Annotated in this window: 27 protein-coding genes and 1 pseudogene; 19 read left to right on the plus strand and 9 right to left on the minus strand. The window is 71.1% G+C overall.

The features are described 5' to 3' along the window. Window positions 1-88: 88 nt before the first annotated feature. The 8 genes from RC2_RS08035 (at window position 89) to RC2_RS08070 (ending at window position 7,197) form a co-directional block, all read left to right on the plus strand. The gene (locus RC2_RS08035; RefSeq protein WP_068145063.1) at window positions 89-667 is read left to right on the plus strand and encodes an RNA polymerase sigma factor; all 579 of its coding nucleotides are present in this window, start codon (window positions 89-91) and stop codon (window positions 665-667) included. Next, the gene (locus tag RC2_RS08040; protein ID WP_068145066.1) at window positions 658-1,113 is read left to right on the plus strand and encodes a hypothetical protein; all 456 of its coding nucleotides are present in this window, start codon (window positions 658-660) and stop codon (window positions 1,111-1,113) included. Before RC2_RS08035 ends, RC2_RS08040 begins: the two co-directional genes overlap by 10 nt. 83 nt (window positions 1,114-1,196) lie before the next feature. After that, window positions 1,197-1,649, plus strand: coding sequence for an SRPBCC family protein (locus tag RC2_RS08045; protein ID WP_068145069.1), 453 nt, complete (start codon window positions 1,197-1,199; stop codon window positions 1,647-1,649). 47 nt (window positions 1,650-1,696) lie between these two features. Continuing rightward, window positions 1,697-2,875: a PQQ-dependent sugar dehydrogenase gene (locus tag RC2_RS08050; protein WP_068145070.1), complete on the plus strand. Its 1,179-nt coding sequence runs from the start codon at window positions 1,697-1,699 to the stop codon at window positions 2,873-2,875. Window positions 2,876-3,011: 136 nt separating this feature from the next. Continuing rightward, window positions 3,012-3,284 (plus strand): GlsB/YeaQ/YmgE family stress response membrane protein, encoded by a 273-nt coding sequence (locus RC2_RS08055; RefSeq protein WP_068145073.1) that lies wholly within the window; start codon window positions 3,012-3,014, stop codon window positions 3,282-3,284. A gap of 114 nt (window positions 3,285-3,398) precedes the next feature. After that, a complete protein-coding gene (locus tag RC2_RS08060; RefSeq protein ID WP_068145076.1) occupies window positions 3,399-4,112 on the plus strand; it encodes a phosphatidylserine decarboxylase in 714 nt (237 codons plus the stop codon). Further along, window positions 4,109-5,023 (plus strand): CDP-diacylglycerol--serine O-phosphatidyltransferase, encoded by a 915-nt coding sequence (gene pssA, locus RC2_RS08065; RefSeq protein ID WP_245811018.1) that lies wholly within the window; start codon window positions 4,109-4,111, stop codon window positions 5,021-5,023. The genes RC2_RS08060 and pssA overlap by 4 nt, the downstream gene beginning before the upstream one ends. Further along, on the plus strand, window positions 5,020-7,197 hold the full coding sequence (locus RC2_RS08070; RefSeq protein ID WP_068145236.1) for an AAA family ATPase: 2,178 nt from the start codon (window positions 5,020-5,022) through the stop codon (window positions 7,195-7,197). The genes pssA and RC2_RS08070 overlap by 4 nt, the downstream gene beginning before the upstream one ends. A 16-nt stretch (window positions 7,198-7,213) precedes the next feature. Here RC2_RS08070 and RC2_RS08075 read toward each other — a convergent pair whose 3' ends face one another. Then, entirely contained in the window at window positions 7,214-7,966 is a 753-nt protein-coding gene (locus tag RC2_RS08075) for an isocitrate lyase/PEP mutase family protein (protein WP_068145239.1), read from the minus strand. A 70-nt stretch (window positions 7,967-8,036) separates the two neighbouring features. Between RC2_RS08075 and RC2_RS08080 the strand changes: the two genes are divergently transcribed. From RC2_RS08080 to mnhG, 7 genes and pseudogenes are all read left to right on the plus strand, one after another. After that, window positions 8,037-9,425: a hypothetical protein gene (locus tag RC2_RS08080; protein ID WP_068145079.1), complete on the plus strand. Its 1,389-nt coding sequence runs from the start codon at window positions 8,037-8,039 to the stop codon at window positions 9,423-9,425. 161 nt (window positions 9,426-9,586) lie between these two features. After that, window positions 9,587-12,412, plus strand: a complete 2,826-nt coding sequence (locus tag RC2_RS08085; RefSeq protein WP_068145080.1) for a Na+/H+ antiporter subunit A — start codon at window positions 9,587-9,589, stop codon at window positions 12,410-12,412. Continuing rightward, window positions 12,409-12,981, plus strand: coding sequence for a Na(+)/H(+) antiporter subunit C (locus RC2_RS08090; RefSeq protein WP_072681259.1), 573 nt, complete (start codon window positions 12,409-12,411; stop codon window positions 12,979-12,981). Before RC2_RS08085 ends, RC2_RS08090 begins: the two co-directional genes overlap by 4 nt. Then, entirely contained in the window at window positions 12,978-14,657 is a 1,680-nt protein-coding gene (locus tag RC2_RS08095; RefSeq protein WP_072681262.1) for a Na+/H+ antiporter subunit D, read from the plus strand. The genes RC2_RS08090 and RC2_RS08095 overlap by 4 nt, the downstream gene beginning before the upstream one ends. Beyond that, on the plus strand, window positions 14,654-15,274 hold the full coding sequence (locus tag RC2_RS08100; RefSeq protein WP_068145085.1) for a Na+/H+ antiporter subunit E: 621 nt from the start codon (window positions 14,654-14,656) through the stop codon (window positions 15,272-15,274). The genes RC2_RS08095 and RC2_RS08100 overlap by 4 nt, the downstream gene beginning before the upstream one ends. Next, window positions 15,271-15,522 (plus strand): annotated as a pseudogene (locus tag RC2_RS08105) (monovalent cation/H+ antiporter complex subunit F); the annotation flags it as partial. The gene RC2_RS08100 and the pseudogene RC2_RS08105, both read left to right, overlap by 4 nt. A 107-nt stretch (window positions 15,523-15,629) precedes the next feature. After that, the gene (mnhG, locus tag RC2_RS08110; protein WP_068145088.1) at window positions 15,630-15,995 is read left to right on the plus strand and encodes a monovalent cation/H(+) antiporter subunit G; all 366 of its coding nucleotides are present in this window, start codon (window positions 15,630-15,632) and stop codon (window positions 15,993-15,995) included. A gap of 35 nt (window positions 15,996-16,030) precedes the next feature. Here the strand turns inward: mnhG and RC2_RS08115 are convergent, their stop codons facing one another. From RC2_RS08115 to napA, 4 genes are all read right to left on the minus strand, one after another. After that, window positions 16,031-17,197 carry a glutamate--cysteine ligase gene (locus tag RC2_RS08115; RefSeq protein WP_072681331.1) on the minus strand — a complete coding sequence of 389 codons (1,167 nt, stop codon included), beginning with the start codon at window positions 17,195-17,197 and terminating at the stop codon, window positions 16,031-16,033. After that, window positions 17,166-17,882 carry a superoxide dismutase[Cu-Zn] gene (gene sodC / locus RC2_RS08120; RefSeq protein WP_068145244.1) on the minus strand — a complete coding sequence of 239 codons (717 nt, stop codon included), beginning with the start codon at window positions 17,880-17,882 and terminating at the stop codon, window positions 17,166-17,168. Before sodC ends, RC2_RS08115 begins: the two co-directional genes overlap by 32 nt. Before the next feature lie 90 nt (window positions 17,883-17,972). Continuing rightward, window positions 17,973-18,467, minus strand: a complete 495-nt coding sequence (locus tag RC2_RS08125) for a LytR C-terminal domain-containing protein (RefSeq protein ID WP_068145247.1) — start codon at window positions 18,465-18,467, stop codon at window positions 17,973-17,975. Between the two features lie 77 nt (window positions 18,468-18,544). Then, window positions 18,545-18,853: a nucleoid-associated protein NapA gene (gene napA / locus RC2_RS08130; protein WP_068099346.1), complete on the minus strand. Its 309-nt coding sequence runs from the start codon at window positions 18,851-18,853 to the stop codon at window positions 18,545-18,547. A 202-nt stretch (window positions 18,854-19,055) separates the two neighbouring features. On the opposite strand from napA, the gene RC2_RS08135 reads away from it, so the two are divergent. Genes RC2_RS08135 through RC2_RS08145 form a run of 3 tightly spaced genes read left to right on the plus strand, consistent with a single transcriptional unit; the run spans window position 19,056 to window position 21,527 of the window. Further along, window positions 19,056-19,649 carry a peptide deformylase gene (locus RC2_RS08135; protein ID WP_068145091.1) on the plus strand — a complete coding sequence of 198 codons (594 nt, stop codon included), beginning with the start codon at window positions 19,056-19,058 and terminating at the stop codon, window positions 19,647-19,649. 1 nt (window position 19,650) lies between these two features. Continuing rightward, on the plus strand, window positions 19,651-20,655 hold the full coding sequence (locus RC2_RS08140; protein ID WP_068145094.1) for an N-acetylglutamate synthase, CG3035 family: 1,005 nt from the start codon (window positions 19,651-19,653) through the stop codon (window positions 20,653-20,655). Between the two features lie 11 nt (window positions 20,656-20,666). Continuing rightward, window positions 20,667-21,527 (plus strand): exodeoxyribonuclease III, encoded by an 861-nt coding sequence (locus tag RC2_RS08145; protein WP_068145096.1) that lies wholly within the window; start codon window positions 20,667-20,669, stop codon window positions 21,525-21,527. Here RC2_RS08145 and RC2_RS08150 read toward each other — a convergent pair. Together RC2_RS08150 and RC2_RS08155 are read right to left on the minus strand one after the other, a co-directional pair. Further along, window positions 21,437-21,808 (minus strand): GNAT family N-acetyltransferase, encoded by a 372-nt coding sequence (locus RC2_RS08150; RefSeq protein ID WP_068145100.1) that lies wholly within the window; start codon window positions 21,806-21,808, stop codon window positions 21,437-21,439. The genes RC2_RS08145 and RC2_RS08150 overlap by 91 nt on opposite strands. 88 nt (window positions 21,809-21,896) lie before the next feature. After that, entirely contained in the window at window positions 21,897-22,220 is a 324-nt protein-coding gene (locus tag RC2_RS08155; RefSeq protein WP_068145102.1) for a GNAT family N-acetyltransferase, read from the minus strand. Between the two features lie 142 nt (window positions 22,221-22,362). On the opposite strand from RC2_RS08155, the gene thiD reads away from it, so the two are divergent. Further along, on the plus strand, window positions 22,363-23,226 hold the full coding sequence (gene thiD, locus RC2_RS08160) for a bifunctional hydroxymethylpyrimidine kinase/phosphomethylpyrimidine kinase (protein WP_245811020.1): 864 nt from the start codon (window positions 22,363-22,365) through the stop codon (window positions 23,224-23,226). On the opposite strand, the gene RC2_RS08165 is transcribed toward thiD, so the two are convergent. Both RC2_RS08165 and RC2_RS08170 read right to left on the minus strand, forming a co-directional pair. Further along, window positions 23,188-24,006 (minus strand): adenylate/guanylate cyclase domain-containing protein, encoded by an 819-nt coding sequence (locus RC2_RS08165; protein ID WP_068145104.1) that lies wholly within the window; start codon window positions 24,004-24,006, stop codon window positions 23,188-23,190. The two genes, thiD and RC2_RS08165, sit on opposite strands and share 39 nt — an antisense overlap. A 10-nt stretch (window positions 24,007-24,016) precedes the next feature. Further along, window positions 24,017-25,546 (minus strand): M28 family peptidase, encoded by a 1,530-nt coding sequence (locus tag RC2_RS08170; RefSeq protein ID WP_082895349.1) that lies wholly within the window; start codon window positions 25,544-25,546, stop codon window positions 24,017-24,019. Between the last annotated feature and the right edge of the window lie 37 nt (window positions 25,547-25,583).

Consider the following 25,583-nt stretch of genomic DNA (forward strand, 5'->3'; position numbering starts at 1 on the left):
AAGCGTGCACCCAGGTGACGTATGCCACAAGAAGTGGTGTTCAAATCCTCGGACTGGTCCCCCGACGCCGCGGAACCGAATAGGGGGCATGCAGGCGACGAACTCCGCTGCCGCCGCGAGCACGGACGATTCCGCCGATCTCGTGAACGCGGCCGTGCTCGGCGACCGGGCGGCGTTCGAGACTCTCGTGCGTACCCACGGTCCGGCGATGTACCGCTTCGCCCGGAACATGGTGCGTGACGACGGCTTGGCCGAGGAGATCGTGCAGGACGCGTTCGTGGCCGCCTGGAAGAGCCTCGAGCACTACCGGTCGGAATCGGCGCTGCGGACCTGGCTGTTCGGCATCGTCAACCACAAGGCCATCGACGCGACGAGACGGCGGGTGCCACGCCCCGCGGAGGATTGGCTCTTCGAGGAGGCGGTGGGCGACGCCGTCGCCGCGGACGATCCGGCCTCGGCCGCCACCGGCTCCGACTTCCTGGCCGCTCTGCGCCGCGTGCTGTCGGATCTGCCGGAAGTCCAGCGATCCTGCTGGTTGCTCCGTGAAGTGGAGGGAATGACCCACGTCGAGATCGGGGAGACGCTGTCGATGTCCCCGTCCGCGGTTCGCGGACAGGTCACCCGAGCTCGACGAACTCTGAGCGAAAGGATGGCCCCATGGCGGTGACACTCGACGACGGCGCCGGTGCGGACCCGATCCTCGACCGCGCGGCGCGAGAACTGCGGGACGAGGAGACCCCCTCCTGGGTGACCGTCAGTGCGGCCATCCTGGAGACCCTGCGGCGCACCGCTCGGCGCACCACCCCGATCGACGCCGCCTTCCCGTCCGAGGCCGCGGGCGACACACTGCGGATCGGCGATCACGTCGTCCGGCTGGCCGTCCTCCGCGCCCTGGGCGGCCTGCCGAGTCGAGTCCGCGCGGTGGAACTCGACGTCGAGGGTCGACGACTGATCGGGGCGAGTCTCGACATCGCCATCCCCTACCTGCAGGACCTGGACGAACTCGTCGCGGCCATCGAGACCCGTGTCGTCGACGCCCTGTCCGAGGTGGTCGGGGTCCGGGTGTCGCCCACCGACGTGCGCATCCACGTCGTCGACGTCGTCGCCCCCTGAGGGTCGTTCCCGCGGGCGTCTGGATACAGTGCGGTCGATGCCGTGACGTCCGGTCACGGACACCGACGACGGGACCGATCGCCATGTCCACCTCTCTGTCCGCCAGCATCGACGTCCAGGCCCCGCCGGCCGCGGTGTGGGCGGTGGTCTCCGACCTGAAGCGCATGGGCGAGTGGAGCCCCCAGTGCAAGAAGATGACGGTGCTGGGCGGCGAGCCGAAGCTGGGCACTCGCACGATCAATCTCAACAAGCGCGGTCCCCTGGTCTGGCCGACGACGGCGAAGGTGGTCCGGTTCGAGCCGGAGCGTCGGCTGGCGTTCCGCGTGACGGAGAACCACACGATCTGGTCCTACGAGCTGGAGCCGACCGAGACGGGCACCCGCGTGACCGAGCGTCGTGAGGCGCCGGGCGGAACGACGGCGGTGTCGAACGTCCTCGTTCGCCTGGCCTTCGGTGGCCAGCGCAACTTCGACGGTGAGCTCGAGCGGGGAATGAACGCCACGCTGGCCAAGATCAAGGCTGCCGCCGAGAAGTAGCGGCTGCGAACGGGACGAATCCGGCGCCGCGTCCGTACCGTGGAGACATGACTCGCCGCCCGGCCGCCCTGACCGCCGTCGTTCTCGCGGCGGGACTCGCCACGGCCGCGTGCGGTTCGTCGGCAGCGGAGGCCGACAGCAGTCCCGCCACGACCACTGCTCCACCGGTCGCGGACACGGCACCGCCGCCGGTGTCGGTCGAGGTGGTGGCCGACGGGCTCGACCATCCGTGGGACGTCGTGCGGGCGCCCGACGGGACGATCGTGTTCACCGAACGGGCGGGGTCGTTCACCGCGGTGCGTCCGGGGGCCGAGCCCGCGCCGATGTCGGCGGATCTGTCGGACCTGTTCGCGTCGTCGGAGACCGGATTGATGGCACTGGCTCTGTCGCCCGGGTTCGAGCAGGACCGCACCGCGTACACGTGCCAGGGAATCGAGGCGGGCGGCGGCCGCTCCGTCGGAGTGGTCGCCTGGACCGTCGCACCGGACTGGTCGGGGCTCACGCGCGAGCGCACGGTGATCGACGGATTCCCCGTCTCGACGGGTCGGCACGGCGGGTGCCGGATTCTCCCGTCCGACGACGGCACCCTGCTGATCGGCACGGGCGATGCTGCACAGCCGTCGAACCCGCAGGATCGGAATTCGTCGGGCGGCAAGGTGTTGCGGGTCGACGCCGCGACGGGTGCGCCGGCGGCCGGCAATCCGGATTCGGCGTCGCCGGTGTTCACGCTCGGTCACCGCAACGTCCAGGGTCTCGCCGAGCAACCCGGCACCGGCCGGGTCTACTCGGTGGAGCAGGGCAGTTCTCGGGACGACGAGGTGAATCTCCTGACCCCCGGCGGCAACTACGGGTGGTCGCCGGACCGCAGTGGTTCCGGGTACGACGAGTCGGTGCCGATGACCGACCCCGACCGCGTGCCGGGTGCGCGGGGTGCGGTGTGGAGTTCGGGGCCGAGCACGGTGGCGACGGCGTCCGGAACGTTCCTGACCGGATCGGGTTGGGGCGCCTGGGACGGGGCACTCGCCGTCGGAGTGCAGAAGGGTCAGCAGGTGCTGCTGCTCCGACTGTCCGACGACGGCACCACCGTCACCGAGCAGACCACCCTCCCGGAGCTGAGCGAGTTCGGTCGGATCCGGACCGTGGCGGCGCAACCCGACGGCTCGCTGCTGGTGACCACGGACAACGGAGAGACGGACTCCGTCCTGCTCGTCGCACCACGGACGTGACCTCGACACCGTTTCGAGGCCCGATCGTGATGCCCTGTCGCTACGCGCGGCGTTTCACGGGGCGGGGGCTCGGGTAGCCGATTGCCGACGTTCGACCCGGACCTCGGGTCGGTCACCGAGTCGGAAGAGGTTCATCATGTTGGGTCTGGGCATCATCGGTTGGATCATCATCGGCGGACTCGCCGGATGGATCGGCAGCAAGATCATGAAGACCGATGCCCAGCAGGGCATCATCCTGAACATCGTCGTCGGCATCATCGGCGGCCTGCTCGGTGGATTCCTGCTGCAGGCGGTCGGTGTCGACGTCAAGGGCGGCGGCATCATCTTCAGCTTCGTCACGTGCCTCATCGGCGCCTGCATTCTGCTGTTCATCGTCAAGGCGGTCACCGGACGTCGTTCGCGCGTCTGATCCGTCTCCGGACCGTTCGGGGCCCCTCACGTAATCTCGTGAGGGGCCCCGAGCCGTCTCCGCGGCCCGGTCGGTTCCCCACGCCGGCACATCCATACGACGTAAGAGGAGATCGTGGCCCGACGCCCCGTCCCAGCAGGCACCCCCGAACCGACCGGCCTCGGCCACGTCGTGGATCTGATCCGCTCGTCGATTCCGCCGCTGCATCCTGCGGGCGCCCCGTTCGTCGCCGCACCGCTCGCCGTGGCCGCACTCGGCCGTCGTCGCCGTGCGGTGCGCACCGCCTCGCTCCTCACCGCAGGTGCGATGGCCGGCTTCTTCCGCCACCCGCAGCGCGTGCCCCCGAACCGGGCGGGCGTCGTCGTCGCTCCCGCCGACGGCGAGGTGGCGTTGGTCGACGTCGCCGTGCCCCCGGCCGAACTCGACCTCGGGACCGAGCCGCTGCCGCGCGTCAGCATCTTCCTGTCGGTGCTGGACGTCCACGTCCAGCGTGTCCCCGTGTCGGGCGAGGTCGTCGACGTCGTCCACAAGGCGGGCCAGTTCCTCTCGGCGGATCTCGCCGACGCCAGCGTGGTCAACGAGCGCACCTCGATGCACCTGCGGACCCCGGCCGGGCACGATCTCGCCGTCGTGCAGATCGCCGGCCTGCTGGCTCGGCGGATCGTCAACCAGGCGTCGGCGGGTGACACCCTGACCATCGGCGACACCTACGGGCTGATCCGCTTCGGCTCCCGCGTGGACACCTACTTTCCCGAGGGATCCCGCTTGGCGGTGCTGCCGGGCCAGCGCGCGGTCGGCGCCGAGACCGTGCTCGCCGAACTGCCGTGATCGCCGCGGAGGACTCGGCGTCCGACGGAGAGGGTGGGCGTACCGGCCCCGTTCGGCTGTTGCCGAGCGCGGTCACCGTTCTCGCGCTGTGCGCCGGTCTCTCGGCGGTGAAATTCGGCCTCGACGGCCGACTCGGGTTGGCGCTGGCCATGATCGGCGCCGCGGCCGTGCTCGATTCGCTCGACGGACGCATCGCGCGGATGCTCGACGCGACGTCGCGCATGGGGGCCGAGCTCGACTCCCTCGCCGACGCGATCTCCTTCGGCGTCGCCCCGGCCCTGGTGCTGTACGTGACGCTGCTCGAGGGCAGCAGCGGCGGGTGGGTCATCGCGCTGATCTACGCGGTCTCGATCGTCCTGCGCCTCGCGCGGTTCAACACCCTCATCGACGACGATTCCCGGCCCGCGTTCGCCGGGGAGTACTTCGTGGGAGTGCCCGCACCCGCCGGCGCGCTGATCGCGCTGACTCCGCTTGCCGTGCAACAACAGTGGGGCACGGGATGGTGGTCCTCGTACTACGTCGTGGCCACCTGGGTGGTGCTGTCCGCGCTGCTCATCGTCAGTCGCATCCCCACCCTGGCGCTCAAGAGCGTGTCCGTGCCGCCGCGCATGGCCGCCATCCTGCTCGTCGCGGTCGGCGTCGCCGGCGCAGCCCTGATCACTTTCCCGTTCGTGCTGCTCATCGTGCTCATCGCGCTGTACCTGGCGCACATCCCGTTCGCCATCCGCTCGAAGCGGTGGGTCGCGGCGCGTCCGGAAACGTGGGAGGCCAAGCCCGCCGAGCGCCGCGCGGTGCGTCGGGCCGCGCGTCGGGAACGGCCGGGCATCGTGCGCCGACGCCGCCCGGCGCGGGCCGGTCGGAGCTCGGCGCGGCTGCGGCTGCGCCCACCGGTTCCGCGGGACGACCGGTGAGCACTCCCGAGCTGTCCCTGACCGTCCGGCTCACCACCTCGGCTGCCGATGCGCGCCGCGGCATCGTGCGCATCCACCCCGAAGCGCTGACGGCGCTGGGCCTGCGGGAGTGGGACGCGGTGGAGTTGGTCGGATCACGGCGGACGGCATCGGTGGTCGCCGAGAGCACGGCGTCGCCCAGCGGAATCGCGTTGCTGGACGACGTGACGCTCTCCAACACGGGTCTGACCGAGAACGCCACGGTGGTCGTCCGCCCCGTCCGAGTGGCGGGCGGGACCACGGTCACCGTGCACGGCGGCACGGCCGTGGCGGCGCTCGACGACGCCACGCTGCGCCGCGCCCTGCTCGGCAAGGTGGTGAGCGCGGGCGACGCGGTGTCCCTGCTGCCCCGCGACCTCGGGCCGGGGACGTCCACGGCGTCGGTCTCGTCGACGCTCGCGCGCACCGTGGGGGTGGCCTGGACCACCGAGCTGTTGACCGTCACCGCCACCGATCCTGCTGGGCCGGTGAGCATTCAGCCCAACACGTCGGTGACGCGCGGTGCGGGCGCCGGGTCGGGCACGGCCGACGCTCGACCCCGCGGGGTCGCCGAACCCGAACCGCACGCGACGGAACCGCCCGTCGCCGTCGACGATCTGGTGGGGGCGCGGGAGCAGGCCGCCACGCTGAGCGAGTGGCTCGAGCTGGCCCTGGACCGGCCCGAGCTGCTGCGCACCCTGGGCGCCTCGCCGCGGCTGGGCGTGCTCGTCACCGGTCCCGGCGGCGTCGGGAAGGCGACGATGGTCCGCGCCGTCGCGGCGACGCGCCGGATCGTCGAGATCGACGGCCCCTCGGTCGGATCCACCGCTGCGAACGACCGGCTGGCCGCCGTGACGCGCGTCGTCGACACGGCCCGCGGCGCCGAGGATCCCGCGGTGCTGCTCGTCTCGGACGTCGATGCGTTGCTGCCCGTCGACGCGGACCCGGTCTCGACGTTGGTGCTCGATCGGCTGCGCGCGGCCGTCGCGTCGCCGGGAGTGGCGTTGGTGTGCACCACCTCTCGGCCCGATGCGGTCGACGCTCGGTTGCGTGACCCCGACCTGGTGGATCGGGAACTCACGCTGCCCCTGCCGGATTCGACCGCCCGCGCCCGCCTGCTCGACGTACTGCTGCGGGACGTGCCGACCGAGAAGGTCGCGACGGGGGAGATCGCGCTCCGGACACCGGGTTTCGTGGTGGCCGACCTCGCTGCTCTCTGCCGGGAGGCCGCGGTCCAGGCCGCGGCTCGCGCGCATCGCACCGAGGAGACACCGGTGCTGACGCAGGAGGATCTCGTCGGCGCGTTGGCCGTGATCAGGCCGCTGTCCCGCTCGGGCACCGAGGAATTGGTGGTCGGGAGTCTCACGCTCGACGACGTCGGCGACATGGTCGAGACCAAGCAGGCACTCACCGAGGCGGTGCTGTGGCCGCTGCGGCACCCGGATTCGTTCGCTCGCCTGGGCGTCGATCCGCCGCGCGGGGTTCTGCTCTACGGTCCGCCCGGATGCGGGAAGACCTTCGTGGTCCGGGCTCTCGCCAGTTCCGGCCAGCTCAGTGTCCACACCGTCAAGGGCGCGGAGCTGATGGACAAGTGGGTGGGATCGTCGGAGAAGGCGGTCCGCGAACTGTTCAGGCGCGCACGGGATTCCGCGCCGTCACTGATCTTCCTCGACGAGGTGGACGCGCTGGCGCCCCGCCGCGGCCAGAGCAGCGATTCCGGAGTCGGGGACCGCGTGGTCGCCGCTCTGCTCACCGAACTCGACGGCGTGGAGCCACTCCGCGACGTCGTCGTCCTGGGGGCGACCAACCGTCCCGAACTCATCGATCCCGCTCTGCTGCGGCCCGGCCGACTGGAGAAGGCGGTGTTCGTCCCGCCGCCCGACGCCGACGCGCGGCGGGCGATCCTGGCGACGGCCGGTCGGTCGGTCCCGCTGGCCGAGGACGTCGATCTCGGCGCTCTCGCCGAGGATCTCGACGGGTACTCGGCCGCGGACTGTGCCGCCCTGCTGCGGGAAGCCGCCCTCACCGCCATGCGCCGGGACGTCGACGCTGCCGTGGTGACCGCGGACGACGTCGCACGAGCGTGCGACGCCGTCCGGCCGTCACTGGACGCCGCTCAGGTCGCGGCGCTGCAGGCGTACAGCATCTCTCGCTAGCGACGACCCGAGCGAGTCAGCGCCACGCCGCGAGCACCTCGGTCGCGCGCTCGGCGAGCACCGCCTGCAACAGCGGGCCGAAGCTGACCCGGCCCACGCCGAGGGCGGCGAGCGCCGACGGGGTGTTCTTCACCGGATGGCCGATGGCGTTGACCGGCAGGGGCAGTTCGGCGGTGAGGCGCTTCTGGTCGTCGTCCGAGTGGAACCCGACCGGGTAGAGGGAATCGGCGCCGGCCGCGGCGGCCAGCTTCATGCGGGCGATGGCGCGGTCGACGCGATCGCTCTCGTCACCGACCTGCTTGACGAAGAGGTCGGTGCGGGCGTTGATCACGACGTGCACGTCGGTGGCGTCGGACGCGGCGCGCAGCGCGCCCACCAGATCGGCGTGCTCCTGCGCCTCGCGGAGTCGCCCGCCCTCGCCGTGCACGGTGTCCTCGATGTTGAGGCCGACGGCACCCGCGTCGATCAGGCCCTCGATCAGCCGCGTCGGATCCTCGCCGTAGCCGGACTCGATGTCGACCGAGACGGGCACGTCGACCGCGGCGGTGATCTGCCGGACGCGGGTGAGCAGGTCGTCGAAGGTCATGCCCTCGTTGTCGGACTTGCCCACCGAATCGGCGACGGGATGCGAGCCCACCGTCAACGCCGAGAACCCGGCCGTGACCGCGAGGTTCGCGGACCAGGCGTCCCACACGGTGGGGAGGATGACCGGCGTACCCGGAACGTGCAGGTCGAGGAGGGTGGTGGCCTTCTGAGCAAGTGTCGTCATGGTGGGTACGAACCCCCGCCGCCCGACGAGCATTCCCGGTGCACCGATCGGGACCGATAGGTTCGGTGCAGTGAGACGACTGCGCGCCGACCTCCCCTCCGCCGGGGCCGTTCCCGCTCTCGCCGCGTGCTCGTCCGGTGCGCTCGTCGCCGTGGCGTGGTCGGGACCCCGCACCGCGCAGTGGCCGTTCGCCGCCGGCGTCGACGATCTCGTCCGCTGGCAGTCCGCCCAGTCGACCGCGACGACCGTCGGTCAGGTCCTGGCCGTGATCGTCGCCGCGGTGTTCCTGGCCGTCGCCGAGAGTGCCCGGCGGCTGCCGTGGATCCTCGCCGTCGTCGCGATCGTGCTGCTCGCGTTCACGAAGGTCGCCGTTCCCGAGTCCGCGAGCCTGTCCGTGCTCATCGCGTTGCACGGGGTGAAGTCCGCGGCCGCGGGAGTGCTGCTCGGACTCGCCCTGCACGGGGTGCGCCGCTCCCGTCTCGGCTGGTTCGCGATCGCCACGGGCCTCCTCGGCGGAACGGCCCTGGCCGTGGTCTCGACACGGGCCACCACCGACGGCTTCGTCGCGCTGCGGATCGACAGCAGCAGTGTGTTCGGCGAGCCCGCCTGGTGGCTGGTCGGGGTCGCCGCCGCCGCGGCCGTCGCCGCCGCCGTCGTGCCGGGACTCCCGCCGCGACCACCGGAGTCGACGCCCGACGCACCGCGCCGCGACCTCCTGCGGCTCGTGGTCTTCACCGTCCTCGTCGCCGTCGTGTGCCGAGTCGGCGTCGAGGTGGTCGGGACCGGCGAGTACTCCCTGACTCTCGCGATCATCGCGCTGGTCGTCGCCCTCGTCGTGATCGACCGCGTGGCCGCCCGCTGGGACGCACCCGACGCTCGGACCGTCGTCGCGACCGTCCTCGCCACCACCGCCGCCGTCGCCCTGTGGAACACGCTGGCCCGGACCACGTCGTCCGCCACCGTCCTGCTCACCGTCGGTCTCGCCGGACTCGTGGTGGGGGCGCTCGTGGCGTGGCTGCTGCCGGTCGGACGCATCACGTCGTGGCTCACCGCCGTGGCCCTCGCCGCCGCTCCCGCCACCGCCGCTCTGCTGGACGTCGAGCCCGCGCCGGCCGTCGCCCTGGGTGTCGTGACCGTCGCCGTGCCGATCCTGCTCCTTCCCGTCGCCCACGGCGACGGCGGTCCGCACCCGACGGTTCGCCCCCTCGCGCTCGCTCTGCCGGGCGTCGCGTTGCTGCTGTCGACGGCGGCGCCGCTGCCTCCGTTGCTGCTCGATCAGGTCACCATCGACGACTTCCTGGCCACGCTGGGCCCGGCGGAACCGGTCAGCCCGGGAACGGTCACAGGAATCGGGATCTCCCTCGACGGCATCACCGCCGACCCCACCTCCACCTACCTGCTCCTCGGGGTGTCGGTGGTGGCGGTCCTGCGGCTGGTCACGCTGTCCCGACGCAGCTGATCGACCCCATACCCCTACCCCCCGTGGGTATCCCTGCTCCGACGGCGCCGTCACCCACCACGTAAGATGACGTTGCACGGTCGTCCCGGAACGCCGAATTCTCCCGGCGCCATCGATTCGTCCGACACCCCGCCGCCCCCACGTCACCGACGGAGTGCCACTTGCTTTGGATTCTCGTTGCCCACGCCGCGGCTGCGCTCTGTGCGCCTCTGCTCGTTCGATGGTGGGGTCGGCGAGCGTTCCTGGCGCTCGCGCTGGTGCCCGCGGCCTCGCTCGGCTGGGTGATCGGGAACTGGAACACCGAGCAGCGTCTGGACATCGAGTGGGTACCGGGCCTGTCGATGGACATCGACATGCGGTTCGACTCGCTCGCCGCCGTCATGAGCACCCTGATTCTCGGAATCGGGACGTTGATCCTGCTCTACTGCGCCCGCTACTTCGAGGACGACGAGCCGCGCCTGGGCATCTTCGCCGCCGAGATGGTCGCGTTCGCGGGCGTCATGTTCGCCCTGGTGACCAGCGACAACATGCTCATGCTCTACATCTTCTGGGAACTGACGACGGTGCTGTCGTTCCTGCTGGTCGGCCACTACGCCGAGCGCGCGTCGTCCCGCCGGGCCGCCACCCAGGCGCTGCTGGTCACCACCGCCGGTGGCCTGGCGATGCTCGTCGGCATCATCGTGCTGGGTCAGCTGGTGGGCAGTTACAACCTGTCGGACGTCGTCGCCGCGGCCCCGCGCGGATGGCTCGCCGGGGTGGCCCTCGTGCTCGTGCTCGTCGGCGCGCTGAGCAAGTCGGCCATCGTCCCGCTGCACTTCTGGCTCCCGGGCGCCATGGCCGCGCCCACCCCCGTCAGCGCGTACCTGCACGCCGCCGCGATGGTGAAGGCCGGCATCTACCTCGTCGCCCGGCTCGCCCCCGGCTTCGCCGACGCCGGTCCGTGGCGGGTCACCATCCTCACGCTCGGCCTCGCGTCGATGCTCGTGGGCGGCTACCGCGCGCTGCGGGCGTACGACCTCAAGCTGGTGCTGGCCTTCGGCACGGTGAGTCAGCTGGGCTTCCTGGTGGCGATCGTCGGCATCGGCACCCGGACCGCGCTGCTCGCCGGCCTGGCGATGGTGGTCGCCCACGGCTTCTTCAAAGCGGCGCTGTTCATGGTGGTCGGCATCATCGACCACACCACCGGAACTCGTGACGTCCGGCGCCTGGCCCACCTCGGTGACCGTGCCCCGGTCCTGTGTACGACGGCGGTCGTCGCGGCCGCGTCGATGGCCGGCCTGCCGCCGTTCCTCGGGTTCGTCGGCAAGGAATCGGCCTTCGAGGCCGCGATCGACTCCGACGCGTTGAGCCCCGGAGCGTCGGCGGCGGTCCTGGCCACGATGGTCCTCGGATCGATCCTCACGGTGGCCTACAGCCTGCGCTTCGTCTGGGGCGCGTTCGGCCGCAAGAAGCTGCGCGCACCGAGTGCCGCGGTGGCCGGGATGCACGCCCCCGGCGCGTTCTTCCTCGCCCCGGCCGTCCTGTTGGCCGCGCTCGGCCTGGTCGGCGGACTCGCCGCGCCCGTGATGGACCGGCTGCTGTCCCCGTACGCCGAGACGCTGCCGTCGTACGGCGCGAAGGTCTACCACCTCGCGCTGTGGCACGGATTCTCCCTCCCGCTCGGCATGACGGCGATCGTGATCGTGGTCGGTGTCGCGCTGTACAAGGTGCACAAGTCCATCGCTCGCTCCGTTCCGCAGTCGCCGCTCAACGCCGACCGCATCTACGACCGCACGCTGTACGTGATGGACCTGCTCTCGCTGCGGCTCACCGGAACCACCCAGCGCGGTTCGCTCCCCGGCACGCAGGCCACGATCCTCGCCACGCTGGCCCTGTTCCCGCTGATCTCCCTGCTCGTGTACACCCGCACCGGCATCGAGACCCGCCTCGCGGACTCACCTGTGCAGATCGTCGTCGCCGTCGTCATGGTGGCCGCCGCGGCCGGTGCGATGGTGATGCGCAACCGTCTGGCCGCGGTGTTGCTCGTCGGAGTGACGGGCTACGGCGCCGGTGTGATGTTCGTGCTGCACGGCGCACCCGACCTGGCGCTCACGCAGTTCCTCGTGGAGACCTTGACCCTGGTGGTCTTCGTGTTGGTCCTGCGCAAGCTGCCCGCCGAGATCGACGAGGGCCGTGCCTTCGGCCGCAAGCCGTTGCGCGCCCTGCTGGCCATCGGGGTCGGCGTGATGGTCACCGTGGTCGGGGCGTACGCGATGAACGGGCGCAGCACGCGCCCCATCGCCGAGTTGCTCCCCGACGCCGCGTACCTGCTCGGCGACGGCCGCAACGTCGTCAACGTCATCCTGGTCGACATCCGCGCCTGGGACACGTTCGGGGAGATCTCGGTGCTGCTGGTCGCGGCCACCGGCGTCGCCAGCCTCGTGTTCCGCAATCGGCGGTTCGGCAGCGCGCCGCGCGTGTCCGACGCCCCGAACTCCATGGATTCCTCCCAGGCCGCGTCGGAGATCACGTGGCTGTCCGGCAGCGACCTCATCGACCCGAAGCACCGCGTCCTGGTCCTCGAGGTCACCACCCGCCTGGTGTTCCCGACGGTGATGATGCTGTCGATCTACTTCTTCTTCTCCGGCCACAACGCCCCCGGCGGCGGTTTCGCCGGTGGCCTCACGGCCGGCCTCGCGTTGGTGCTGCGGTACCTCGCGGGCGGACGGTACGAGTTGGGCGAGACGTTGCCGTACGACGCCGGCAAGGTGCTCGGCGTGGGCCTGCTGTTCGCCGGCGGTGCGGCGCTGACGTCGCTGTTCCTGGGCGCGCCGGTCCTGTCCTCCGCCACGTTCGAGGTGACGCTGCCGATCCTCGGCGACATCAAGATGGTCACGGCGCTCTTCTTCGACGCCGGGGTCTACCTCATCGTCGTCGGTCTCGTCCTCGACGTCCTCCGCAGCCTCGGCGCGCGCCTCGACGCCCAGATCGAAACGAGCCAGCAATGACCGCCAACATCACGATCCTGGCGTTGGTCGCCGTTCTCGTCGCGGCCGGCGTGTACCTGCTGATCGAACGCAGCATCGTCCGCATGCTGCTCGGACTGCTGCTGCTGTCGAACGGGCTGAACCTGCTGATCCTGACCTCGGGCGGGCCCAACGGCAATCCGCCGGTGGTGGGGCGGGTGTCCGACGCCGGTGCGGGCGATTCCGATCCGCTCGCCCAGGCGATGATCCTCACCGCCATCGTCATCACCATGGGCATCGCGGCGTTCGTGCTGGCCCTGGCCTACCGCTCGTACACCATCAACGTCGCGGACGTCGTCGAGAACGACCCCGAGGACACCAAGGTCGCCCAGCGGCGCAGCCTCGCCGACGCGCCGGACCGCGACAAGTCCGACGACCCGGTCACCGGTGAACCCGGGGAAGCCGGCGACGCCTTCGACAAGGACGGAAATCCCATTCCACTCGACCAGATCGCCAACCGCGAGGACCTCGAGTGCTACGAGGACCTCCACCAGGGCCGGTTCCTCGACCGGGACGACGACGAGACCGGACGGGTGGCGACGGACAAATGACCCTCCCCGCCTCCGTCGTCACACCGCTCATCCCGCTGCCGGTTCTGATTCCTCTGCTGGCCGCGGCCCTGACCCTGGTGCTCGGTCGTCGCCCCCGCGCCCAGCGCATCATCACCATCGCCGCGCTGATCGCGGTGACGGCCGTCTCGGGACTGCTGCTGTTCCTGGCCGATCGCGACGGCACCACCGCGCTGCAGGTCGGCGGCTGGGAGGCGCCGCTGGGCATCACGCTGGTGGTCGATCGACTGTCGGCGCTGATGCTGGTGGTCTCTGCCGTCGTCCTGCTCGCCGTCATCGTCTACGCCGTCGGTCAGGGCATCCGCGACGGAGACGCCGAGCAGCCCGTGTCGATCTTCCTGCCCACCTACCTGGCCCTGACCGCGGGCGTCTGCAACGCGTTCCTCGCCGGCGACCTGTTCAACCTGTACGTCGGGTTCGAGGTCCTGCTGGTGGCGTCGTTCGTCCTGCTGACGCTGGGCGCGAGTGCCGAACGCGTCCGTGCCGGCGTCTCGTACGTCATGGTCTCGGTGGTCTCGTCGATGATCTTCCTGGCCGGGTTGGCCGCGGTGTACGCGGCGACCGGAACCCTCAACTTCGCGCAGATGGCGCTGCGCCTGGACGAGGTCCCCCACGGCACCCGCATGGGCATCTTCGCCATTCTGCTGGTGGCGTTCGGCATCAAGGCCGCCGTCTTCCCGCTGTCCGCCTGGCTGCCCGACTCCTACCCGACGGCGCCGGCGCCGGTCACCGCCGTCTTCGCGGGCCTGCTGACCAAGGTCGGCGTCTACGCGATCATCCGCACGCACACCCTGCTGTTCCCGGACGGGTCGATGGACAACGTGCTGGCGATCGCCGGTCTGCTCACCATGGTGGTGGGCATCTTCGGCGCCATCGCGCAGAGCGAGATCAAACGTCTGCTGTCCTTCACCCTGGTCTCGCACATCGGCTACATGATCTTCGGTGTCGCTCTGTCGACCAGGGCCGGACTCTCGGGCGCGGTCTACTACGTCGCGCACCACATCCTGGTGCAGACCACCCTCTTCCTGGTGGTGGGTCTGATCGAACGACAGGCCGGCTCGTCGTCGCTGCGACGCCTCGGCAGTCTGGCGGCCGCCAGTCCGTTCCTCGCCGTCCTGTTCCTCGTCCCGGCCCTCAATCTCGGTGGTATCCCGCCGTTCTCGGGGTTCATCGGCAAGGTGGCGCTGCTGCAAGCGGGCGCCGACAAGGCGAGCGCCCTGGCGTGGATCCTGGTGGCCGGCGGCACCGTCACCAGCCTGCTGACCCTCTACGTGGTCGCGCGCGTGTGGACCAAGGCGTTCTGGCGTGCCCGCGCCGACGCTCCCGAGGGCGACATCTCGGACGATTCGCCGACGGCATTGCTGGACAACGCGTCCGACGTCAGTTACGACTCGCGGGTCGACCCGGGTCGCATGCCGGTGGGCATGCTGGTGCCGACCGTCGGACTGGTCGCGGTGGGTCTGGGCCTGACCGTGTTCGCCGGGCCCATCATCGGCATCAGCGACCGAGCGGCCGACGATCTGCGTGACCGGTCCGTCTACATCACCGCGGTGCTCGGCGGAACCGAGGATCCGGTGACCTACGGGGCGGAGGCCGACCCCGGTTCGGATGCCGGCGTCGTCCCCGACACCGACGCGACCGGAGAGGGCGGCCGATGAGGTTCCTCACGCGTGATCTGCTGCTGCGCCTCGCCCTGCTGGCCTGGCTCACCGGGGTGTGGGTGCTGTTGTGGGGCAATGTCTCTCCGGCCAACATCCTCGGCGGCCTGGCCGTCGCCCTGTTCGTGACCACCGTGCTGGCCCTGCCGCGGGTGCCGGTCGAGGGCCGGGTGCACCCGCTGTCGATCGTCCGGCTGCTCGGTGTGCTGATCTGGTACGCCGGAGTGTCCAGCGTGCAGGTCGCGTGGGCGGCGATCCGGCCCGGTGAGGCCCCGATCAACGCCGTCCTGCGGTACCCGGTGCGCATCAAGTCCGATCTGGTGCTGACGTTCCTCGTCGACGCGCTGAACATGGTGCCGGGCACGCTGGTCCTCGAGATCGACCGTGACGAGCGGGTGCTGTACATCCACGTCTTCGACGTCGGCAAGCCCGACGCGATCGATCAGTTCCGCACGATCGCACGCACCTACGAGGACGCGTTCATCGCGTCGTTCGAACGCGACCGCGAATGGCACCCCGCCGTCACGTCGTCGCACAGCACGACCGACGAGGAGGAGGCGGTGGCCGAGACCGCGCACGACATCTCCACCGACTTCTCCGGGAAGGACCGCTCGTGACCGTCGTCCTGACCGTCGCCGGCCTGATGATCCTGACGGCCGCCGTCATCACCACCTACCGCCTGCTCGCGGGACCCAACTCTCTCGATCGCCTGGTCGCCGTCGACACGCTCATCGCCCTGGTGATCTGCGGGGTCATGGTGTGGGCCGTCTACACCCGCGACACGACCCTGGTGCCGGCCATCGTCGCCCTGTCGGTGGTCGGGTTCGTCGGGTCCGTGTCGGTCGCGCGCTTCCGCGTTCCCGACGACGCGGCGAGTCGCGCCGCCACGAAGCGACTCCCCCACCCGCCCACGCGGGACGACATCGAGTCCACCTCCGCCGAGGCGACCGCCGAATCCACGGAGAAGCAGCGATGAACCTCGTATCCGACATCGTCACGTCCGTGCTCATCCTGTCCGGCGCCGTCCTCGCGCTCACGGCCGCGATCGGCGTCGTGCGATTCCCCGACACGCTGTCCCGCATGCACGCGGCGACCAAGCCGCAGGTGGTGGGACTGATCCTCATCCTGCTGGGCGCGTTCAACTACCTGCGCGGCAACGTCGACATCTGGATGATCGCGCTGGTCGGGGTCTTCACCGTCCTGACCGCGCCCATCATCGCCCATACCGTCGGGCAGGTCGCCTACCGCGAACAGCGGGTCCGCGATGGGCTGTTCCTGGTCGACGAGCTCCGGGTGGACGAGCGGGACGAGGCCGAGAACGAGGACCGCACCGACTGACGTCGGCCCCGGTCCGACGGGCCCTCGTCGGGACGTCAGGGCTCGCGCAGCTCCCCGATCAGCGAGTCGACCACCGCGGTCAGATCGCCACCGTGCTCCCGTGCGACCGCCCGCTGGCGTTGGTACGAGGCACCGCGGCGGGGAATGTCGGCGACGGAGGCCAGCTCGTCCGCGCACCCCAGCGATCGGGCGACGGGCGCGAGACGCTCGAGCAGATCGTTCAGGTCGTCGGTGACCAGGCGCTCGTTGCTGTCGGCGTCGAGGATGATCTCGGCGTCGAGTCCGTAGCGGGCGGCCCGCCACTTGTTCTCCTGCACGTGCCACGGGGGGACGGTGGGCAGGGTCTCGCCGGCGTCGAGCCGGCGGTCGTAATCGACCACGAGGCAATGGATCAGCGCCACCAGCGCGGCGAGCTCACGTTTGGTGGAGACACCGTCGCACACCCGGATCTCCAGAGTGCCCAGCCGCGGTACCGGGCGGATGTCCCAGTGCATTCCGCCGAGCTGGGAGATCACGCCCGTCTTCATCTGGTCGTGCACGAAGCCCTCGAACTGCGACCACGTCTCGAACTGGAACGGCAGTCCCGCGGTGGGCAACTGCTGGAACATCAGGGCCCGGTTGCTCGCGTAGCCGGTGTCCGACCCCGCCCAGGTGGGCGACGACGCCGACAGCGCCAGCAGGTGCGGGTACTGCAGCAGCAGCGCGTTGAGGATGGGGAACACCCGGTCCGCGGACCGCAGGCCGACGTGGACGTGCACGCCCCAGATGAGCATCTGCCGACCCCACCACTGGGTGCGCTCGATCAATTCGTCGTAGTTCGGTGACCGCGTGAGCTGCTGCGACGACCACTCCGCGAACGGGTGGGTGCCGGAGCAGAACAGGTCGACCCCCAGCGGATCGGCGGCGCGCCGGACGAGGTCGAGCGACTCGCTCAGATCGTCCATCGCTTCCCCGACGGTGTCGCAGACGTCGGTGACGAGCTCGACGGTGTTGCGCAGCAGCTCCTTGGTCACGCGCGGGTTCTCGGCGAGCGCGCCGACCCCGTCCATGACCTCGGCGGCGGTGTTGGACAGATCGCGCGTCGCCTTGTCGACGAGGGCGATCTCCCACTCCACGCCGATGGTCGACCGCGCCGACCCGACGAACGGAACCTCGACCGGACCGGCCGCTCTACTCGGCTTCGACCACGGCGCAGGCGACACGGCCGCCTGCGTCACCCGTGGCCAACGTGGTGGCGTCCGGCACCGCGGCACCGTCCGGGAGGGTGTAGCGCGGCGGGATGTTCGCGAAGTTGTCCGCGCCCGCGTGCACGATCACCGCGACACCGCCGGACAGGTCGTCGAGCGTGACCGCGTCGGTGGTCGTGGTCAGGGTCGCCGTGCCGTCCTCGCGCGCCTGCAGCGACGTCAGGTCACCGCTGGCGGGGTGGCCGGTGTTGCCGCCCACCTGGAGGTGACCGCCCGCGGACAGGAAGTCGCCGGGCTCGCCGCCGGTGGGCGCCACCGAGTTCGGCTCGCACACCGGGTTCTGGTGCATGTGCAGTCCGTGGAAGCCGGGGGTCAGGCCCTCCGCCTCGACGGTGACCTTCAGGTGCCCGTCCTCCTCCGTGAAGGAGACGGTGCCGACGGACGCGCCGGAGGGATCCCGCAGGTCACCGGTCATGTCGGCGGAGGCCGCCCCGCTCTCGGAACCGCCCTCGGCCTCGCCTCCGTGCGACTCGCCGCCGTGCGACTCCATGCCGGCCGGCGGCGCGGAGCTGGTGAACACCGGAGGGGTGGTGCCCGGGACGTCGCTGGCGTTCTCGTTCGCGCTGCACGACGCGAGGGCGAGGACGGCGACGGCGGCGAGGGGCATCGCCACGATCGTTGTGCGCTTCCAGCTGGCCATGGTCACTCTTCTCCTGCGTCCGGACGAAACGGGCGGTGGTGCGGTTCCCCGTCTGGTACCCGGGGGTCTCGCCGACGACTCTAGTCGGCGCTATCGAGTGACGATGACGACGATCCCCGGCGACGCGCTCGCGATGCCGGCGAAGCGCGGCTCCGACCCGAACCCGAGTGTCCGGGCGATGCGTTCGGCCTGCGCCTGCTGGCCGGGAACGGCCGGGTCGTAGTAGACGGTCGACGCGGCGATGACGCCGCTGGAGTAGTTGCCCGTCTCCCCGACCTGGAAGCCGGCCGATTCGAGGCGACCGGCGGTCTCGGCCGCGAGGCCGGAAACCTCGCTGTTGTTGAGGACACGGATGGGCCCCACGGAGGCCCATCCGGACGTCGTCGCGGTGGTGGTGGTGGTGGTCGCAGACCCGGAGGTCGTGGGGGGCGCCGAGGTCCCGGAGGTCGCCGCGGGGGCGGCCGTCGGGGTCGCGACCGCGCTGGTGTCCGCGGCCGGCGCTGCGGCCGTCTCCTCGGATCCCGACCCGGTGAGCGAGAAGATGCCGATGCCCGCGAACACGACGGCAAGGGACAGCAGCACCATCGCCAGGGCCCGCAGCGGAGGGCCGGAGGAGGTGTCGTCGGGGCGGGTACTCACGGGGGTCGAGCTTAGGCGACGGCTCAGATCTCGAAGCCCAGGCGGCGCGCGGCGCGAGCCTTCTGCCGACTCGCCCGCAGGCGCCGCAGGCGCTTGACCAGCATGGGGTCGGCCGCCAGCGCCTCCGGCTTGTCCACCAGGGCGTTGAGCACCTGGTAGTAGCGCGTGGCCGACATGTCGAACAGTTCCTTGATGGCTTCTTCCTTGGCGCCGGCGTACTTCCACCACTGTCGCTCGAAGGAGAGAATGTCGTGTTCCCGACGCGTGAGCCCGTCGTCAGGCTCGTCGGCAGGGGCCTCGGACCCGTGACTACGCGCAGCAGCGCTGTCCATCTCGCTCCTCGTCCGTCCGCATCACGGGCGGTGAATCACACCCGTGTCATCTTCGGTCGCAATCTAACCACGCGGGGGTCGGCGACGACGGGCGCGGCGGGCCCAACACGCCGCGCCCGCCGCTCGGGGGCGCCTCGTCGCCGCCGCAAGCCGTCACGGGCCGTCGTCGGCGGCCCGTGGTGGGCCGGTAATCTTCTGCCCCATGGCCATCCTCCCCATCCGGATCGTCGGCGACCCCGTGCTGCACACGCCCACGCAGCCCGTGACGGCCTCGCCCGACGAGATCGCGCCGCTGATCGCGGACATGTACGAGACGATGGATGCCGCCAAGGGCGTGGGCCTCGCCGCCAACCAGGTCGGCGAATCGCTGCGCATGTTCGTCTACGACTGCCCCTTCGAGGACGAGAACGGCACCGTCACCCGTCGCCGCGGCGAGGTGATCAACCCCGTGCTCGAGACGTCGGAGATCCCCGAGACCATGCCGGATCCGGAGGACGACGACGAGGGCTGCCTCTCCGTTCCCGGTGAGCAGTACCCGACCGGCCGCGCCGACTGGGCCCGCGTGACGGGAACGGACGCCGCGGGCAACCCCATCACCGTCGAGGGGCGCGGGTTCTTCGCGCGCATGCTGCAGCACGAGACCGGTCACCTCGACGGGTTCCTCTACGTCGACGTCCTGGTCGGCCGCCACGCGCGGGCGGCGAAGAAGGCGATCAAGAAGAACGGCTGGGGTGTGCCGGGCCTGAGCTGGGTCCCCGGCACCGTCGCCGATCCCTTCGGTCACGACGACGACTGAGATGCGCGTCTCCGTCGGCGACCGGGTGGTGGTGCGGTACCGACGGCAGGACGCGGCGGAGGCGCCGCCGCTCAGCGACGTCATCGGGATGCTCACCGACCTGTCCCCCGACGCCCTCACCGTCGAGCGCGAATCGGGTGTCCCGGTCGTGATCCCCCGGGCCGACGTCGTGGCGTGCAAGGCCGTTCCTCGTAAACCCGTGCGCGCGAGCGAGATCCGCGCTCTCGAGCACGCGGCGGCCGACGCGTGGCCGGGAGTCGAGCAGGAGCTCGTCGGCGGCTGGTTGCTGCGCGCGGGCCGCGGGGTGTCGCTGCGGGCGAACTCCGCGCTCCCGGTGGACCCGACGGCGGCCACGGCCGACCTGCTCGCCGCCCTCCCCGCGGTGGTGCGGTGGTACGCCCGGCGCGGCCTGGTGCCGCGGCTGCACCTCCCCGATCGCCTCCTGCGCACCCCGACGGGGTGGCGGGCGGGTCCCGACGTCGTGGTGCTGACGGCGCCGGCCACGGTGCACCCCTCCACCGACAGCGCGGTCGCGGCGACACCCGACGCCTCGTGGTCGGCTCACCATCCCCGATTTCGGGACGTCCCGGAGGTACTCACGGCCGTCCGGAACGGTGAGGTGGCGTTCCTGTCTCGACGCGATACATCCGGGACCGCCGTCTCCGTCGCTCGCGCCGCCGTCACCGCCACGCCCGCCGGCACCCGCGTGGTGAGCATCGCGGCGGTGGCGACGCATCCGGACCACCGGCGTCGAGGTCACGCGGCCGCGCTGTGCCGCGACGCCGTGTCGTGGGGCGCCGAGCGGGGTGCGGTCACCGCCCTCGTCCAGGTGGAGTCGGGGGGCGACGCCGCCGCGCTGTACGCGGGGCTGGGGTTCGGGGAGCACCACCGATATCGGTATGCGGAGCCGGAGGCGACCGAGCCCGCGGAGCCGGAGGCGACCGAGCCCGCGGAGCCGGAGGCGACCGGCTGGGCGGAGCCGGAGGCGACCGACCGCCCCGGGTAGCGTGGTCGCCCATGCGCCTCGCCACCTGGAACGTCAATTCCGTCCGCTCCCGGGTCGACCGGATCGTGGACTGGCTGGGGCGCTCCGATGTCGACGTCCTGGCGATCCAGGAGACCAAGTGCAAGGACGAGCAGTTCCCCTACCAGCGGTTCGCCGACATCGGCTACGAGGTCGCGCACGTGGGGCACAGTCAGTGGAACGGCGTCGCGATCGCCTCGCGGGTGGGCCTGACGGACGTGCGCTCGGAGTTCGAGCACCAGCCCGGGTTCCACAAGGATCCGACGGAGACGCCGGTGGTCGAGGCTCGGGCGCTCGGGGCGACGTGCGGTGGAGTACGGGTGTGGAGCCTGTACGTCCCCAACGGTCGCACGCTCGACGATCCGCACTATCGCTACAAGCTCGAGTGGCTCGCCGCGCTGCGCGACGACGCGCGGTCGTGGCTGGACGCCGATCCGGAGGCGCAGGTGGCCCTGGTCGGCGACTGGAACGTCGCCCCGACGGACGACGACGTGTGGGATCCCGCGCTGTTCGAGGGCCGGACGCACACGTCCCCGGCCGAACGGGCGGCGTTCGAGGCCGTCGTCGACGCCGGGTACGCCGACGTCGTTCGTCCGTTCACTCCGGGGCCGGGCGTCTACACGTACTGGGACTACACACAGCTGCGCTTTCCGCGTCGCGAGGGTCTGCGCATCGACTTCGTCCTCGCGTCACCTGCACTCGCCGCTCGGGTGGTCGGTGCGGAGATCGACCGGCAGGAGCGCAAGGGCAAGGGCGCGAGCGATCACGCGCCCGTGGTGGTGGACCTGTCGGCGGACACCTCGGTGAGTTCGGCCTCGACCACACGGTCGGCCTCGGCAACCTCCGGGTCCTGATCGGCGACCAGCGCCAGATACTCCGGCTCGGCGGCGATGACCCGTCTGACCATCGCACAGGCCGGCCAGACGCGCAGGTTGCCCATGCGCAGGATGTCGAGCGCGCCGCGGACCAGGACGGCCGCCCACCCGTGGTCGCCGTACTGCTCCTTGACCACGGTGTGCCGCAGGATCACGGTCTCCCCGATCACGTCGTAGGCGAGGATGCCCGCGAGGTCGCCGTCGACCGTGAGCTCGACACGCGACAGTTCCGGATTGTCGGCGACGAGGCTGTCACTCATCACACCATTGTGAACACAGATCTGTGACTTGTGGGAACAGAGTGACGACTGTTGCCGAATCGCGACCCGGCGCGGGCGTCGGGTGGAGCTACTCCGGCGCCATCAGGTCGCGGTACTGCGGATTCTCCGCCACGAACCGCTGCACATAGGTGCAGACGGGCTTGACCTTCCATCCGTATCCGCGCGCGGCGTCGAGCGAGCTGCGCACCATGATGCCGGCGAGACCGCGATGGCCGAAGTCCTCCGTGATGACGGCGTGGAGGAAGCTCACGACGGGAGCGCGGCGGGACCGACCCGGGGCGTCGACCGGGTAGTACCCGACGATGCCGACCAGGTCCCCGTTCAGTCGGAGTTCGAACCGATTCTGATGGGGATTGTCGGTCACTTCGGTGACGGGAGCGTCGGACAGCATGGCATCTCCTGGCAGCCGAGGATGGGCACAACGGATTCGTGTGTGACCTGAGCCACTATTCCACAGGGTTCGGCGACGCGTCGGGCTCTCCGGGATATGCAAGGCGAACTCACAGGAAAGACCCGCCGGTAGGGTGCCCGGTGTGAGTGCCTCCTCCCTGCTGCCGCTGCCGGCCCCGGGCGAAACGCCGCGTCGCGTTCTGACCATCGCGGGCACCGATTCGGGCGGCGGGGCCGGTATCCAGGCGGACTCCCGCACCATCGCTCTCTGCGGCCTGCACGCCTGCGTCGCGGTCGCGGCCGTGACCGTGCAGAACACCGTCGGCGTCAGTGGGTTCCACGAGATTCCGCCGCAGATCGTCGCCGACCAGGTGCGCACCGTCGTCTCGGACATCGGCGTGGGCGCCGCCAAGACCGGAATGCTCGCGTCCACCGAGATCATCGAGGCGGTCGCCGACGTGGCCCTCGAACTCGGTATCGGCCGGGACACCGCCGTTCCGCTCGTGGTCGACCCGGTCTCGGCGTCCATGCACGGCGACTCTCTCCTGCACGCCGACGCGCTCGACGCCGTCCGGCACCGACTCATTCCCCTGGCGACAGTGGTCACGCCGAATCTCGACGAGGTCCGGCTCATCACCGGCATCGACGTGATCGACGACGCGACGGCTCGCGCCGCGGCCGAGGCGCTCCACGCCCTGGGTGCGCAGTGGGCCGTGGTCAAGGGCGGCCATCTGCGCACCTCGTCCACGAGCACCGATCTGCTCTACGACGGCGACCGCATGCTCGAGTTCACCTCGCCGCGTCTGCCCACCGGCAACGATCACGGCGGCGGGGACACCCTGGCCGCCGCGATCGCCTGCGCGCTGGCCCACGGCCGGTCCGTGCCCGACGCGGTCGCGTTCGGCAAGGAGTGGGTCACCCGATCCCTGGCCGCGGCCTACGATCTCGGCGCCGGCCACGGGCCGGTGTCACCGCTCTGGCGCCTGCACGAGTCGGTTGATGCGTAGTCCCTCCGGGACGCCGTCCAGCTTGGGCGAGAACAGCCCGCGCCGATAGGGTTTCGCGGACAGACGCAGCGCGGCGAGCACCTCCGGGGAGACCGTGTCCAGCGCCGTCGAGGAGATCATGACGTTGCCGTCCGCGCCCGCCTGCATGACCCTCGCCGACACCGTGACGTCGACGCCCAGCCAGTCGGACCCCACCGCGCGCGGCCGACCGGTGTGGATGCCGACGCGCATGCGCGGGGTGTAGCCGTCGACCGTGACGCGGGCGAGCGCATCCCGCGCGTCCATCACCGCCCCGACGGCGTTGTCGGCGCTCGGGAACACCGCCATCACGCCGTCGCCGAGCCGTTTGACGATGTGCCCGCCGCGGTCCTGCATCGGTCGCTCGACGGCCCGCGCCACCTGCTTGAGCAGGATCAACGTGGTCGCGTCGCCGGCGGACAGCGACCACGTCGAGAAGCCCACCAGGTCGGTGAACACGATCGTGACGTCCCGCTCGCCCCGACCGCGTCCGGTGCGCTCGAGCAGCGCCTGCCAGACCTGGAGGGCGCCGAGCGAGACCTCCTTGGCCGCACCGGGTTCCTCGCTCTGCAGGCGATCGGTGACGCGGGCGACCAACCGCGCGGTGCCCGGTCCCGCCGTCGACAACGGATCGCCGAACGTCGGGTCGCCGGGGAGCACGCCCCGGAGTCTCCGCACCGCATCGACGACGCGATCCGTCCGGTTCACCGTGCGAGCGGTGTCGACCACCGCGCGGAGCGCCTCGCGGGCGGACGGGCTCACGCGCCCCGACTCACTGGCTCTGACGCGCGGCGGTGCGCTGCTCGCCGACGGGCACGCCGTTCGGACCCGTGACGGACTCGGCGTAGGTGCCGATGCCGTAGGCGGCGGCCTGCGAGTTCACCGCCAGCGCATCACGATTCACGTTCGCGAGGGTGTCCTCGGCGGTGTGGTAATTGGGGTCGAAGGCCTCGTCGGCCGTCCCGCCCCACCGGGCCGCCTGCTCCTCGGACTTGACGTCGTCGGCTCCGCTGAACACCCCACCCGCCGGGATGCCGCGCTCGATGAAGGGACCGTAGTCGGACCGGCCGTCGAAGTCGGTCCCGTCGGCGTCCTTCGCGGCGAGGCGCTCCTCGAACGTGCGCTCGATGGCGTCCGACCCGGCCGGGCCGGCGGGCGCGCCCTCCTTGTCGGAGTCGTCGCCGTCGTAGACCAGGTAGCCGGGGTTGTTGGACCCCACCATGTCGAAGTTGAGGTACAGCGCCACGGCGGCCGCGTCCTCGTCCGAGAGTCCCTCGACGTACTTCGTCGAGCCCACCAGGCCGAGTTCCTCGGCGCCCCAGAAGCCGAAGCGGACGGCGTTGGTGGTCTGCGGCGCGCCGCCCATCCGCAGCGCGGACTCGAGCACCGCGGCGACCCCCGTGCCGTTGTCGTTGATGCCCGGACCCTCGGGCACGGAATCCAGGTGCGCACCGGCCATGACGACGTTGTCGGTGTCCCCGGTGGTGGTCTGCGCGATCACGTTGCGACTGGTGGTGGTGGTCGTCTCCGAGTCGACGGCGACGGTCACCTCGCCGCCGCCGGCGGCCAGTGCCGCACCGTCCTCGCGGCTCACCCCCAGGGCCGGGATACGGGCGTCGGCCGTGCTGCCGAGGGTGCCGGCGTCGAGCGGGCCGTCCTCGTTGTTGGCCACCACCACGGCCGCGGCACCCAGGTCGGCGGCGACGATGCCCTTCTGCGCGAACGGGCAGCTGCCACGGGAGACGAGGACGACGGCGCCGGTCACGGACAGCCCGTCGTAGTCGGTGGCCTCGCAGCCCGGGGTGTCGTCGGTCGGCGCCACCACGAGCGGCGCGGTGACCGCGCCCGCGGGCGAGTAGGTGAACGCGTTCGACGGCACCTCGCGGTCGCCCGCACGCAGCGAGGCCGACCGCAGGTCGTAGCTGTCGAACGAGAACTCGGGGGTCTCGACCTCGAACCCGGCATCGCGGAGCAGTCCCGAGACGTAGTCCACGCTCGCGTCGTACCCGGGGGTGCCGGCGGCGCGATTGCCGTCGTTGGCCTCGGCGATCGACGTCAGTTCCTCGAGATGCCCGACGACGGCATCGAGCGTGACCGCGTTCGCGAGCGCGTCGCCGGTCACCGGGGCTCCGAGACCGTCGGCCGCGGCGGAGCCCGACGACTGCGCTGCCGACGACGACCCCGCGGCCGAGGTGGTCGCGGGGTCGTCGGTGGAACTCTCACCGGAGCAGGAGGCCAGCGTCAGGGCGCCGACGGCGCAGACGGCGACGGACATCGCGAACCGGGTGCGTTGCGTCCTCATGGCCGTCACCCTAATGCGGTCCGCCCGGTCGCGCGGG

Origin of the sequence: Rhodococcoides corynebacterioides NBRC 14404 (genome assembly GCF_001894765.1) — a bacterium.
Classification (GTDB): domain Bacteria; phylum Actinomycetota; class Actinomycetes; order Mycobacteriales; family Mycobacteriaceae; genus Rhodococcoides; species Rhodococcoides corynebacterioides.